Origin of the sequence: Oerskovia gallyi (assembly GCF_014836745.1) — a bacterium.
Lineage (GTDB): Bacteria > Actinomycetota > Actinomycetes > Actinomycetales > Cellulomonadaceae > Oerskovia > Oerskovia paurometabola.
In genome coordinates, this window is the sequence record NZ_JACSQE010000001.1 from 1 (window position 1) to 13,517 (window position 13,517).

The 13,517-nt window shown below is 71.8% G+C and carries 11 protein-coding genes; 9 read left to right on the forward strand and 2 right to left on the reverse strand.

Annotated features, from left to right (window positions below):
* Positions 1 to 169 precede the first annotated feature (169 nt).
* From H9640_RS00005 to H9640_RS00030, 6 genes are all read left to right on the forward strand, one after another.
* Positions 170 to 793 (forward strand): SRPBCC family protein, encoded by a 624-nt coding sequence (locus tag H9640_RS00005; RefSeq protein WP_191788716.1) that lies wholly within the window; start codon positions 170 to 172, stop codon positions 791 to 793.
* Positions 790 to 1,458: a DUF4166 domain-containing protein gene (locus H9640_RS00010; RefSeq protein WP_191788717.1), complete on the forward strand. Its 669-nt coding sequence runs from the start codon at positions 790 to 792 to the stop codon at positions 1,456 to 1,458. Before H9640_RS00005 ends, H9640_RS00010 begins: the two co-directional genes overlap by 4 nt.
* Positions 1,459 to 1,530: 72 nt before the next feature.
* Positions 1,531 to 1,827 (forward strand): Asp-tRNA(Asn)/Glu-tRNA(Gln) amidotransferase subunit GatC, encoded by a 297-nt coding sequence (gene gatC / locus H9640_RS00015; RefSeq protein WP_030152198.1) that lies wholly within the window; start codon positions 1,531 to 1,533, stop codon positions 1,825 to 1,827.
* Complete coding sequence (gatA, locus tag H9640_RS00020; protein WP_191788718.1) at positions 1,827 to 3,344, forward strand: Asp-tRNA(Asn)/Glu-tRNA(Gln) amidotransferase subunit GatA; 1,518 nt, start codon at positions 1,827 to 1,829, stop codon at positions 3,342 to 3,344. The genes gatC and gatA overlap by 1 nt, the downstream gene beginning before the upstream one ends.
* Positions 3,341 to 4,849 (forward strand): Asp-tRNA(Asn)/Glu-tRNA(Gln) amidotransferase subunit GatB, encoded by a 1,509-nt coding sequence (gene gatB, locus H9640_RS00025; RefSeq protein ID WP_138823671.1) that lies wholly within the window; start codon positions 3,341 to 3,343, stop codon positions 4,847 to 4,849. The genes gatA and gatB overlap by 4 nt, the downstream gene beginning before the upstream one ends.
* Before the next feature lie 32 nt (positions 4,850 to 4,881).
* On the forward strand, positions 4,882 to 5,454 hold the full coding sequence (locus H9640_RS00030) for a GNAT family N-acetyltransferase (protein WP_307824168.1): 573 nt from the start codon (positions 4,882 to 4,884) through the stop codon (positions 5,452 to 5,454).
* A gap of 69 nt (positions 5,455 to 5,523) precedes the next feature.
* Here the strand turns inward: H9640_RS00030 and H9640_RS00035 are convergent, their stop codons facing one another.
* A complete protein-coding gene (locus tag H9640_RS00035) occupies positions 5,524 to 6,912 on the reverse strand; it encodes a cryptochrome/photolyase family protein (RefSeq protein WP_191788719.1) in 1,389 nt (462 codons plus the stop codon).
* Between the two features lie 97 nt (positions 6,913 to 7,009).
* Here H9640_RS00035 and H9640_RS00040 point away from each other — a divergent pair, with 97 nt between their 5' ends.
* The gene (locus tag H9640_RS00040) at positions 7,010 to 8,572 is read left to right on the forward strand and encodes a peptide MFS transporter (RefSeq protein WP_191788720.1); all 1,563 of its coding nucleotides are present in this window, start codon (positions 7,010 to 7,012) and stop codon (positions 8,570 to 8,572) included.
* 91 nt (positions 8,573 to 8,663) lie between these two features.
* Here H9640_RS00040 and H9640_RS00045 read toward each other — a convergent pair whose 3' ends face one another.
* Positions 8,664 to 9,269 carry a DoxX family protein gene (locus H9640_RS00045; RefSeq protein ID WP_225226503.1) on the reverse strand — a complete coding sequence of 202 codons (606 nt, stop codon included), beginning with the start codon at positions 9,267 to 9,269 and terminating at the stop codon, positions 8,664 to 8,666.
* A gap of 408 nt (positions 9,270 to 9,677) precedes the next feature.
* Here H9640_RS00045 and ilvD (H9640_RS00050) point away from each other — a divergent pair, with 408 nt between their 5' ends.
* Positions 9,678 to 11,540, forward strand: a complete 1,863-nt coding sequence (gene ilvD / locus H9640_RS00050; protein WP_191788721.1) for a dihydroxy-acid dehydratase — start codon at positions 9,678 to 9,680, stop codon at positions 11,538 to 11,540.
* Positions 11,541 to 11,762: 222 nt separating this feature from the next.
* Positions 11,763 to 13,463 carry a dihydroxy-acid dehydratase gene (gene ilvD, locus H9640_RS00055; protein ID WP_191788722.1) on the forward strand — a complete coding sequence of 567 codons (1,701 nt, stop codon included), beginning with the start codon at positions 11,763 to 11,765 and terminating at the stop codon, positions 13,461 to 13,463.
* Positions 13,464 to 13,517 lie beyond the last annotated feature (54 nt).

The following is a 13,517-nucleotide window of genomic DNA, read 5'->3' on the forward strand; positions in this document are numbered from 1 at the left end:
GAGACGGGGTGGGAGAGTAGGTCGCCGCCGGACAACCATTCACCAAAGGCCCACCCCTCACGGGGTGGGCCTTTGGCATACCCGGACCACATCGCGCGTCGACCGGCCTCACCCTCGGACACGCCCTGGCGTGCGGCGTCGACGACGGCTCGACCGTTAGCCTGCACGCATGACCGGGATCTACGTCGAGGTGCGCATCGCTGCTCCTCTGGACACGGTCTGGGAGCTCACGCAGGACCCCGTGCAGCACGTCCGCTGGGACGTCCGGTTCTCAGAGATCGTGCCGACCTCACCGACCGACGCCGGGGCCATGCGTTTCATCTATACCCGGCGGGTCCCCTTCCGTACCGTGGCCGGGGACGGCGTGAGCATCGGCGAGACGAGCGGCCGGGACGGTTCGCGCACCTCCGCGCTGCGTTTCGCGACGACGGACCTGTGGTCCCCCATCCGGTCGGGGCGTGGCTACTGGCGCTACGTGCCGGACGGCGACGGCGTCCGTTTCATCACGGGCTACGACTACGCCCCAGGCTGGGGCAGGCTCCTGGACCACGTCGCCCGACCCGTCCTCGGGTGGGCCACCGCGTGGAGCTTCGACCGCCTGCGCGTCTGGGCCGAGCGCGGTGAGTCTCCCGAGAGGTGGCCGCTCGTCAGCGTCCTGTGGTTCTGGCGTCCCGAGCGGCCTCGTGCCGCCCGCTGCCGCCGTGCGCCCGCCCACGGCAGGCGACGGGACGACCACCTGCGCGACGCGCCGTCCGCCCTGGCCTCCCTCCCGGCGCCGAGAGGAGCCCCATGACGTCCATGTTCCAGAGGGCCATGGGCCCTGACTTCGCCCGTCTGCACCCCATGCTGCAGCGCAGGTTCGCGGTCGGGCTCGACAGCGGCGAGGCGTGCACCGGCCGCGGGGTGATGTCGGAGGTCCGGCGCGGTCCCTGGTGGACCGTGCCGTTCCTCCAGCTCGGTCGGCTCCGTAACATCCTGGTCCCCGACACAGGCCTGGACGTGCCGTTCACGATCGAGAACTACCCGTACCGCGACCCGCTCGGCCGGGAGACCGTGACGTTCGTCCGGGAGTACGTGATCCGCGGTCGTCGGCGCCGGTTCGACGCCACCATGGTCCTCGCGGGGGACACGGTGGTCGACTACCTGGGGACGCACCAGCATCTCGCGGTCGACCTCGACCTGCGCGCCGACGACCGGGGTGGCCTGCTCCTCACGTCCGGCGCGCAACGGTTCTACGAAGGCCCCCTGGGGTTCCGGTTCCCTCTGCTGCTGAGCGGCCGCGCCCACCTCCACGAGTGGTACGACGAGACCGACGAGGTGTTCCGGGTCGACCTCGAGGTGACGAACGACCGGTTCGGGTTCCTCTTCGGGTATCGCGGGTCGTTCACGTGCGAGTGGACCTCGGCGCACGACGCGCCCGACCGCCTCAAGCCCCGCCGGCACGAGTCGCGGACCTGACCCGCGGGACCCGCCGCGCGGCGGGCCGGGACGCCCCGGTGAGCGCCGTCGTCGGGCACTAGACTGGCCCCCATGTCCACCATCTCCCGTGATGAGGTCGCGCGCGTCGCCGTGCTGGCCCGCATCGACCTCCGGCCCGAGGAGCTCGACCGCCTCGCCGGCGAGCTCGACGTCATCGTCGATGCGATCGCCCAGGTGAGCGAGGTCGCCACTCCCGACGTCCCCGCCACGAGCCACCCGCTGCCGCTGACCAACGTCTTCCGTGACGACGTCCCCGTGCCGCCCCTGCCCGTCGAGGACGTCCTCGCCGCAGCACCGGCCAGCGAAGACGGACGCTTCAGCGTCCCGCAGATCCTCGGGGAGGAATGATGAGCAACGACCTGACGCGGCTGAGCGCCGCGGACCTCGCCGCGCACCTGGTCTCGGGCGAGGTGAGCAGCGTCGAGGCGACGCAGGCGCACCTCGACCGCATCGGCGACGTCGACCCCGCGGTCCACGCGTTCCTGCACGTGAGCACCGAGGACGCCCTCGCGACCGCTCGTGACGTCGACGCGCGGCGCGCTGCGGGCGAGGACCTGCACCCGCTCGCGGGCGTGCCGATCGCCGTCAAGGACGTCGTCGTCACCAAGGGCCTCCCGACGACGGCCGGTTCCAAGATCCTCGACGGCTGGATCCCTCCGTACGACGCGACGCTCGTCGAGCGCATCCGTGCCGCGGGCCTGCCGATCCTCGGCAAGACGAACATGGACGAGTTCGCCATGGGCTCCTCGACCGAGCACTCGGCCTACGGGAACACGCACAACCCCTGGGACCTCGACCGCATCCCCGGCGGCTCGGGCGGTGGTTCGGCAGCGGCCGTCGCCGCGTACGAGGCCCCCCTCGCGATCGGCACCGACACGGGCGGCTCGATCCGTCAGCCCGGCGCCGTGACCGGCACGGTCGGCGTCAAGCCCACCTACGGCGGCGTCTCCCGCTACGGCCTCATCGCCATGGCGTCCTCGCTCGACCAGGCGGGTCCCGTCACGCGCACCGTCCTCGACTCGGCGCTCCTGCACGAGCTCATCGGCGGCCACGACCCCCGCGACTCGACCTCGATCAACGAGGACCTCCCGCTGCTCGTCGACGCGGCCCGCCAGGGTGCGATCGGCGACCTGCGCGGCCTGCGCGTCGGCGTGGTCTCCGAGCTCTCGGGCGAGGGCTACCAGGAGGGCGTGAGCGCGCGCTTCGCGGAGTCGCTCGACCTGCTGCGCTCGCTCGGCGCCGAGATCATCGAGGTCTCGTGCCCGCACTTCAAGTACGCGCTCGGCGCCTACTACCTGATCATGCCGAGCGAGGCGTCGAGCAACCTCGCCAAGTTCGACGGCATGCGCTTCGGCCTGCGCGTCGAGCCCGAGGACGGCCCCGTCACCGCAGAGCGTGTCATGTCCGCGACCCGCGGCCAGGGCTTCGGGGACGAGGTCAAGCGCCGCATCATCCTGGGCACGTACGCCCTCTCGGCGGGCTACTACGACGCCTACTACGGCAGCGCGCAGAAGGTCCGCACGCTCATCCAGCGGGACTTCGACGCGGCGTTCGCGCAGGCGGACGTCCTGGTCTCCCCGACGGCCCCGACCACGGCCTTCAAGTTCGGCGAGAAGCTCGACGACCCGCTCGCGATGTACCTCAACGACGTCGCGACGATCCCCGCGAACCTCGCGGGCGTCCCCGGCATGTCGCTGCCGAACGGACTCTCGGACGACGGCCTGCCCGTCGGCTTCCAGATCCTCGCGCCGGCCAAGGCCGACGACCGTCTGTACCGCGTGGGTGCCGCCCTCGAGGCCGCCCTGGAGAACACGTGGGGCGGGCCGCTGCTGGCCAAGGCCCCGGAGCTGGAGGTCGCGCGATGAGCGCACACGCAACCGTGGACCTGGTCGACTACGACGAGGCCGTCCGCCGCTACGACCCGGTCATCGGGATCGAGGTGCACGTCGAGCTCGGCACCAAGACCAAGATGTTCTGCGCGGCCGAGGTCGAGTTCGGCGGCGAGCCCAACACGCAGGTGACCCCGGTGAGCCTCGGCCTGCCCGGTGCGCTGCCCGTGGTCAACGGCAAGGCCGTCGAGTACGCGATCAAGATCGGGCTCGCGCTCAACTGTCAGATCGCCGAGTCGTGCCGCTTCGCCCGGAAGAACTACTTCTACCCGGACGTGCCCAAGAACTTCCAGACGTCGCAGTACGACGAGCCCATCGCGTTCGACGGCTACCTCGACGTCGAGCTCGAGGACGGCACGATCTTCCGCGTCGACATCGAGCGCGCGCACATGGAGGAGGACGCCGGCAAGAACACCCACGTGGGTGGCTCGACCGGTCGTATCCATGGCGCCGAGTACTCGCTCGTCGACTACAACCGTGCGGGCATCCCCCTCGTGGAGATCGTCACGCGCCCCATCACGGGCGCGGGCGAGCGCGCCCCGGAGGTCGCTCGCGCGTACGTCCAGACGCTGCGCGACATCTTCCGTGCGCTCGACGTGTCCGAGGCGCGCATGGAGCGCGGCAACGTCCGCGCGGACGTGAACCTGTCGCTGCGCGCGACCCCCGAGTCGCCCCTCGGTACGCGTACCGAGACCAAGAACGTGAACTCGTTCCGCTCGATCGAGCGCGCCGTCCGCTACGAGGTCTCCCGCCAGGCCGCGGTCCTCGACGAGGGCGGCACGGTCATCCAGGAGACGCGCCACTGGCACGAGGACACGTCGATCACGACCGCGGGTCGCGTGAAGTCCGACGCCGAGGACTACCGTTACTTCCCGGAGCCGGACCTGGTCCCGGTCGCCCCGAGCCGTGACTGGGTCGAGCAGATCCGCGCCACGCTGCCCGAGCTGCCCGTGGCCCGCCGCAACCGTCTCCAGGGCGAGTGGGGCTACGCCGACGCCGAGATGCGCGACGTCGTGAACGCGGGCGCGCTCGACCTCATCGAGGCGACCGTCGCGGCCGGTGCGAGCCCCGCGGCCGCGCGCAAGTGGTGGATGGGCGAGCTCGCCCGGTACGCCAAGACGAGCGAGACCGAGCTCGCGGAGATCGCGGTCACGCCCGCGCAGATCGCGCAGCTCCAGGCCCTCGTGGACTCGGGGCGCATCAACGACAAGCTGGCCCGCCAGGTCCTCGAAGGCGTCCTCGCGGGCGAGGGAGACCCGGAGGCGGTCGTGGTCGCACGCGGCCTGGAGGTCGTGTCGGACGACGGCGCGCTCCTCACCGCGATCGACGCAGCCCTCGCGGCGCAGCCCGACATCGTCGAGAAGGTGCGCTCGGGCAACATGGGGCCGATCGGTGCGATCATCGGTGCGGTCATGAAGGCCACCAAGGGCCAGGCTGACGCCGGGCGTGTCCGCGAGCTGGTCATCGAGCGGATCGGCTGATCCGTGCACCCGAGGACGACGGAGGTGGTCGCGTGACGCGCGGACCGGAGCTCTACGGCGAGATGATGCGCCTGCGACCCATCGAGGCTCGCGACGCCGAGCGCATGTGGGAGTCCGTGCAGGACCCGGAGTCGAACCGGCTCACGGGGACCACGGCGGAGTTCACGCGCGAGCAGATCGACCAGTGGGCGGCCACGGTCAGCGACCGTGAGGGCCGCTACGACTGGGCCATCACCTCGGCGGCCCAGCGCGACGGCCAGCTCGTGAGCGACGAGATGATCGGCGAGATCGTCCTCAACGACATCGACGAGCACGCGCTCTCGGCCAACCTCCGCCTGGTCCTGCTCACCAACTACCGCGGGCGCGGGTACGGGCGCGAGGCGATCTTCGAGGTGCTGCGCTTCGCGTTCGACCACCCCGAGGGGCCGCACCTGCACCGGGTGAGCCTCGACGTGCTCAGCATCAACCCGCGGGCGCGCATGCTCTACGAGTCGTTGGGCTTCCGCGAGGAGGGCCGGCTCCGGGACGCGTTCCGGGACGGCGACGGCTGGGCGGACGCGGTCGTCATGAGCATCCTCGAGGACGAGTTCCGCGCGGGGCTCTGAGGAACCTCCTCACCGTCTGTCAGGACGGGCGTGACCTTCGGGTCGCGCCCGTCCTGCCATGTCCAGGCCTCATCCCCGGCCGCGCTCGAAGTCCTCGAGCGACACCTTGCGCTCGACCGCGTGGTCGACGACCCGCTCGGGATACCCGGGCGCGGCACCGGCCAGCTTCCAGGGCTCGTGCACGGCCTTGCCGGCGATGCCGCGCAGCTCGGGGACCCACTCGCGCACGTACGCGCCGTCGGGGTCGAACTTCTGGCCCTGCGTGACGGGGTTGAACATCCGGAAGTAGGGCGCGGCGTCGCGCCCGGTCCCGGCGACCCACTGCCAGTTGAGCTGGTTCTGCGACACGTCGCCGTCGACGAGGTGCGCCATGAAGTGCTCGGCGCCGCGCTGCCAGCGCACGTGCAGGTCCTTGACGAGGAACGACGCGACGATCATGCGCACGCGGTTGTGCATCCACCCGGTGCCGAGCAGCTGGCGCATCCCGGCGTCGACCACGGGGTAGCCCGTGCGCCCCTCGCGCCAGACGTCGAGCAGCGCGTCCTCGGCGGCGCCGGTCACCCACGCGTCCTCGGGGACCACCGTGCGCAGCGACCGCTTCGCGGCGCCCGGGTGGTGGAACAGGACGTCGGCGTGGAACTCGCGCCACGCGAGCTCGGAACGGTAGGTCGTGGCGGCCTCGCCGGGCACCGCACCAGAGCGCACGGCCGAGGCGAGGTCGGCGAGCAGGGTGCGCGGGTGGACCTCGCCCCACTTGAGCGCGGGGGACAGGTACGAGGTCCCGGCGAGGTCCGGGCGGTCGCGGTCCGTCGGGTAGTCCGCGAGGCCGTCGGCCAGGAACGCGTGCCAGCGGTCGAGGGCCGCGGCCTCGCCCGCCTCGGGCAGCCGCGCCCCCGGCTCGGGGGCGTCCGGGAGACCGTCGGACGCGAGCGCGGCCCACGCGACGTCGTCGGGCAGGGGAGCGGGCGCGCGCCACCCGTGCTCGAGCCACGCCGTGCGGAACGGCGTGAAGACCTGGAACGGCGTCCCGCCCTGCGTGCGGACGCGGCCCGGTGCGACCGCGTAGGGCGACCCCGTGCGACGCAGCCGCACGCCGGTGGCTGCGAGCGCCTCCTCGACCTCGTCGTCGCGGCGGCGACCGTAGGGCTCGTAGCTCGCCGCGGCGTGGACGCTCCGGGCGCCGACCTCGGCGCAGACCGCAGGCACGACCGCGCGCGGGTCGCCGTGGCGCACCACGAGCCGACCGCCCGTCGCGGTGTGCAGCGCACGCAGGCTGCGGGCCAGGTACGCCTGCCGCACGGGTCCGGCGCTCGCCCAGAGGACGGGGTCCAGCACGTACAGCCCGACGACGTCGCTCCCCTCCGCGCGCGCCTCGCCCACGGCCTCGCCGAGGGCCGGGTTGTCGGCCAGGCGCAGGTCGCGACGGAACCACAGGACGGTCGGTGCGGGGGAGGGCATCCGCCCACGCTAGCCGGTGTCCCACGGCCCCGCGCAGATGCGTCTCGTCGGGCACCCAGCAGTCGCCGGTGGGCACGGCCGGTGGCAGCATCGATCCATGAGCGGTAACGACGAGAGGCCCGTCCAGCCCGACCTCCCGGATCCCCGGCTCGAGGCCGAGACGGCCGCCGCAGCGGGGCGGATCCCGCGCGACCACGCCTTCTTCGGGCACCCGATCGGGCTGATGACCCTGTTCACCACCGAGCTGTGGGAACGGTTCAGCTACTACGGGATGCGGGCCATCCTCCTCTTCTACCTGACGGACTCCATCGCGAACGGTGGCCTCGCGCTCGACGAGGTCACGGGACTCGCCCTGGTCTCGATCTACGGCACGGGCGTGTACCTGCTGTCGGTCGTCGGCGGCTGGCTCGCGGACCGGGTCATCGGCTCGCGGCGCTCGGTCCTGTACGGCGGCATCGTCATCGCGGCGGGGCACGTCTCCCTGACGATCCCGGGGGCCGGCTTCTCGATGCTGGGCATCGCGCTCGTCGCGCTCGGCACCGGTCTGCTCAAGCCCAACGTGTCGTCCATGGTGGGCGAGCTGTACGCGCGCAACGACCCGCGTCGTGACTCGGCCTTCTCGATCTTCTACATGGGCATCAACCTGGGCTCGCTCGTCTCCCCGATCATCGTCGGGTTCGTGAACCGGCAGTGGGGGTACCACGCGGGCTTCGCGGTCGCTGCGGTCGGTATGGCCATCGCCCTCGTGTTCTTCGTCGCGGGGCGCAAGTACCTGGGCGGCGCGGGCGACTCGGTGCCGAACCCGATCCACCCCGAGGAGTACCCCAAGCTCGTGCGGATCGGGCTCGTCATCCTCGCGGGGCTCGTCGTCGCGACGCTCGTCGCGTGGGCGGTCTCGGGGGCGTTCGGGATCTCGACGTTCATCGACACGCTGTCCTACGTCGCGTTCGCGGCCCCCATCGCCTACTTCATCGTGATGTTCCGCTCGCCCAAGGTCACGGCCCCCGAACGCTCACGCCTCACCGCCTACATCCCGCTGTTCGTCGCCGCGATGCTGTTCTTCATGATCTTCGAGCAGGCGGCCACGACGCTCTCGAGCTTCGCGAAGAACCGCACCGAGCTCTCGTTCTTCGGCGTCCCGATCGAGCCGGCCTTCTTCCAGTCCGTGAACCCGTTCTCGATCGTGGTCCTGGCGCCGGTGTTCGCGTGGATCTGGGTCAAGACCAAGGACCGCCCGCCGACGGCCGTGAAGTTCGCGATGGGCCTGACCCTGGCGGCGCTGTCGTTCGTGTGGCTCGCGGGAGCGTCGGCGATCTTCGCCGACGAGAAGGCGCCCGCGTGGGTGCTCGTGTCCGTGTACGTCATCCAGACGCTCGGCGAGCTGTGCCTGTCGCCCGTGGGGCTCGCCGCGACGACCCTGCTCGCCCCCCGGGCCTTCCGGAGCCAGGCCATGGCGCTGTGGTTCCTCGCGCCGGCCGCGGGGCAGGCCATCACGGCCCAGATCGTGCAGGTGACCGAGGGCGCCTCGGACACCGCGTACTTCGGTGCCGTGGGCGGCATCACCATGGTGTTCGCGCTGATCCTGTTCGCGATCGCCCCGTGGGTCACGCGCCACATCCGCCACGCGGACGAGCAGGAGGAGGCTGCGGCGGTCGCGTGACGCTCGCCCTGCGGCGACGCACGCGCCCCGACGACGCAGCGCGCCCGGGTGCACCGACGCACCCGGGCGCGCTCCGCCGTCGGGCAGGGGCTCAGCGCATCCAGGCCGGCACGCCCACGCGCGCCGCGACCCGGCCCAGGCCGAACGTCTCGCCCGCGCGGGTCGCGGCCACGACGATCACGACGAGAGCCGTCACGACGTGGTCGTCGACGACCGGGTTGTTCGAGCCCGCGGCCACGGGCCACGTCGTGACCCACAGCAGCGCCATGAGGAGCGTGCCCGAGACCGCGGCGATCCGCGTCCCCACACCCAGCAGCAGGGCGAGACCCGTCAGACCCATACCCAGCATGAAGAGCCAGTCGGTGGCCGGGCCCGCCATCTCGACGAAGGGCCCCGAGAGCGGGCCCTCGAGCGAGGACAGGTAGCCCGTGGTCGGCGAGCCGCCGTTGAGCCAGGCCCGCTCGGACGGCGTCGCGTAGCCCAGGCCCAGAGTCTTGTCGAGCACGGGCCACAGGAAGACGAACGAGATCGCGACGCGCAGGACCGCGAGGGCACCGCGCGCGGCGGGGCTCGTCACGACACGCTCGTCCCCGGCGCGTGCTGCGGAGGTGGTCGTCAGGGCGTCGGTGTCGGACGGGTCGGGGTCGGTCGCGGTGGAGCGGGCGCTCCGGTTCGTCGCGGCGGTGGCCTGGCTCATGTGGTCGGGTCTCCCTGGTCGATGGGGCTGTTCCGGTGGGGCGCGGGGCGCCGGAGGCACCGGGGTCGCCGGAGGATGGTGAGGAGGTCTGGCTGCGAGGGCCGCGGTCCGGCACGACCGTCGGAGCGACGGCACGCGACGGCGGGTGGACGGCGTGCGGTGCACTACCGGGGCAGCCCTGCCAACCTCCCACCCGGGTGAAGTCGGCTGCAACCTTTTGGGCAGATTGACGGGTTTTCCCGTATGGGTGGTGCTACGTAGGGGGATCGCACATCCCGGTCCCGGTGGGAGCGCTGCCCCTCCGTGGACCACGAGCCGGACGACCGACGACGTCTCCCCGACGCGGGCGTAGTGTGTCCGGGCGGTCACCTCCCAGGCCGCAGCACCACGTGAAGGAGCTGAACCGCCATGAGTCGCCCCCTGCGCTCTCGGACGTCCACCCACGGCCGCAACATGTCCGGTGCCCGCGCGCTCTGGCGCGCCACCGGCATGGGCTCGGAGGACTTCGGCAAGCCGATCATCGCGATCGCGAACTCGTACACGCAGTTCGTACCCGGCCACGTCCACCTCAAGGACATGGGCGACCTCGTCGCGTCGGCGATCCGCGAGGCCGGCGGCGTCTCCAAGGAGTTCAACACCATCGCGGTCGACGACGGCATCGCGATGGGCCACGCGGGCATGCTCTACTCGCTGCCCAGCCGCGACCTCATCGCCGACTCGGTCGAGTACATGGTCAACGCGCACTGCGCCGACGCGCTCGTGTGCATCTCCAACTGCGACAAGATCACGCCCGGCATGCTCAACGCCGCGCTGCGCCTCAACATCCCGGTCATCTTCGTCTCGGGCGGCCCCATGGAGGCAGGCAAGGCCGTCGTGGCCGACGGCATCGTCAAGACCCCCCTCAACCTCGTCAACGCGATCAACTACGCCGCCGACGACAACGTGAGCGACGCGGCCCTCGCCCAGGTCGAGGAGAACGCCTGCCCGACGTGCGGCTCGTGCTCGGGCATGTTCACCGCCAACTCGATGAACTGCCTGACCGAGGCCCTGGGGCTCTCGCTGCCCGGCAACGGCTCGACGCTCGCGACGCACTCCGCACGCCGTGAGCTGTTCCTCGAGGCCGGCCGCACCATCGTCGACCTCGCGCGCCGCTACTACGACGACGAGGACGACTCGGCCGCGCCGCGCAGCATCGCGACCAAGGCCGCTTTCGCCAACGCCATGACGCTCGACGTCGCCATGGGCGGCTCGACCAACACGGTCCTGCACATCCTCGCCGCCGCCCAGGAGGGCGAGGTCGACTTCGACCTGACCGACATCGAGCGCATCAGCCGCCAGGTCCCGTGCCTGTCCAAGGTCGCGCCCAACCACCCGAGCTTCCACATGGAGGACGTCCACCGCGCGGGCGGCATCCCGGCCCTGCTGGGCGAGCTCGACCGTGCCGGGCTCCTGGACCACGACGTGACCTCGGTGCACACCCCGACCCTGCGCGCGTGGCTCGACGACTGGGACATCCGTGGTGGCCAGGCCACCGAACGGGCCGTCGAGCTGTTCCACGCGGCCCCCGGCGGGGTGCGCACGACGCAGGCGTTCTCCACGTCGAACCGGTGGGAGACCCTCGACACCGACGCCGAGAACGGGTGCATCCGCGACCTCGCGAACGCCTACACGGTCGAGGGTGGCCTGGCCGTGCTGCGCGGCAACCTCGCCGAGGACGGCGCGGTCTTCAAGACCGCGGGCGTCGACCCCGACGTGTTCCACTTCGTCGGCAAGGCGCTGGTCTGCGAGTCGCAGGACGAGGCCGTCGAGAAGATCCTCACCAAGCAGGTCCAGCCCGGCCACGTCGTCGTCGTGCGGTACGAGGGTCCCGCAGGCGGACCCGGGATGCAGGAGATGCTCTACCCGACCTCGTTCATCAAGGGACGCGGCCTCGGCAAGGTGACCGCGCTCATCACCGACGGGCGGTTCTCCGGTGGTTCGAGCGGCATCTCGGTGGGGCACGTGTCTCCCGAGGCCGCGGCCGGCGGCGTGATCGGCCTGGTCGAGGACGGCGACGAGATCGAGATCGACGTCGACACGCGCCTCATCCGCCTCAACGTCGCCGACGAGGTCCTCGCCGAGCGCCGCGCCAAGATGGAGGCGCGCGAGAACCCGTGGCAGCCGGTCGACCGCGACCGCTACGTGTCCCCGGCGCTCCAGGCCTACGCCGCGATGGCGACCTCGGCCGACCGCGGGGCCGTGCGCGACGTGTCGCTCCTCAAGCGGCGCTGACCCGACCCCGGTAGGACGACGGGCCCGCACCCCTGCTGGGTGCGGGCCCGTCGTCGTGCGCGGGGCGGTGCGGGCCGGGGCGGACCCGAGGCGCGCGGTCAGGGCGGGACGCGCGTCAGCACTGTTCCTCGGACTGCTCCGTGACGACCCACGTGGCCCCCGACGGCGCCATGACTGCCGTGCCTTGTGGCCCGCCGCCCCCCCGTGAGGAGATACTCGGGTATGGCCAGCGACGACATCGACATCAAGCCCCGTTCCCGCACGGTGACCGACGGCATCGAGGCCACGGCCTCGCGCGGCATGCTCCGCGCCGTCGGCATGGGAGACGAGGACTGGGTCAAGCCCCAGATCGGCATCGCGAGCTCGTGGAACGAGATCACGCCGTGCAACCTGTCGCTCGACCGGCTCGCGCAGGGAGCCAAGGAAGGTGTGCACGCGGGCGGCGGGTACCCGCTGCAGTTCGGCACCATCTCGGTGTCCGACGGCATCTCGATGGGTCACGAGGGCATGCACTTCTCGCTCGTGTCGCGCGACGTCATCGCGGACTCGGTCGAGACCGTCATGCAGGCCGAGCGTCTCGACGGGTCGGTGCTGCTCGCCGGGTGCGACAAGTCGCTCCCGGGCATGCTCATGGCAGCCGCCCGCCTCGACCTCGCGAGCGTGTTCCTCTACGCGGGCTCGATCATGCCGGGCTGGGTCAAGCTCTCCGACGGCACCGAGAAGGACGTCACGCTCATCGACGCGTTCGAGGCCGTCGGTGCGTGCTCGCGCGGGCTCATGAGCCGGGAGGACCTCGACCGCATCGAGCGCGCGATCTGCCCGGGCGAGGGCGCGTGCGGGGGCATGTACACCGCGAACACCATGGCGTCGGTCGCCGAGGCCATGGGCATGTCGCTCCCCGGCTCAGCCGCCCCGCCCTCGGCGGACCGCCGCCGCGACAACTTCGCGCACCGCTCGGGCGAGGCCGTCGTCGAGCTGCTGCGCCGCGGCATCACGGCGCGCGACATCATGACCAAGAAGGCGTTCGAGAACGCGATCGCGGTCGTCATGGCGTTCGGTGGCTCGACCAACGCGGTGCTCCACCTGCTCGCGATCGCGCACGAGGCCGAGGTCGAGCTGACCCTCGCCGACTTCGACCGGGTCGCCGCGAAGGTCCCGCACCTGGGTGACCTCAAGCCCTTCGGCCGGTACGTCATGAACGACGTCGACCGCATCGGCGGCGTGCCCGTGGTGATGAAGGCGCTGCTCGACGCGGGGCTGATCCACGGCGACGCGCTCACGGTCACGGGACGGACGGTGAGTGAGAACCTCGCGGACCTGGCGCCCCCCGACCCCGACGGCAAGATCCTGCGGGCCCTCGACAACCCCATCCACCGCACGGGAGGCATCACGATCCTCGGTGGCTCGCTCGCGCCCGAGGGAGCCGTGGTCAAGTCGGCCGGCTTCGACTCCGACGTGTTCGAGGGCACGGCCCGCGTGTTCGAGCGCGAGCGTGCGGCGCTCGACGCCCTCGAGGACGGGACCATCACGGACGGCGACGTCGTCGTCATCCGGTACGAGGGGCCCAAGGGAGGGCCGGGCATGCGCGAGATGCTCGCGATCACGGGAGCCATCAAGGGCGCGGGGCTCGGCAAGACCGTGCTGCTCCTGACCGACGGCCGCTTCTCGGGCGGGACGACCGGGCTGTGCGTGGGGCACGTGGCCCCCGAGGCCGTCGACGCCGGGCCCATCGCGTTCGTGCGCGACGGCGACCGTATCCGCCTCGACGTCGCCCGCAAGACGCTCGACCTGCTGGTCGACCCGGCCGAGCTCGATGCCCGCAAGGACGGGTGGGAGCCCCTCGCCCCGACGTTCACGCGGGGAGTGCTCGCCAAGTACGCCAAGCTCGTCCAGTCGGCCTCGCGCGGGGCGATCCTCGAGTAGGGGGCTGCGCGCGGTCGAGCACGGGGTGGGGGCCGTTCTGCCGGTCGGAACGAC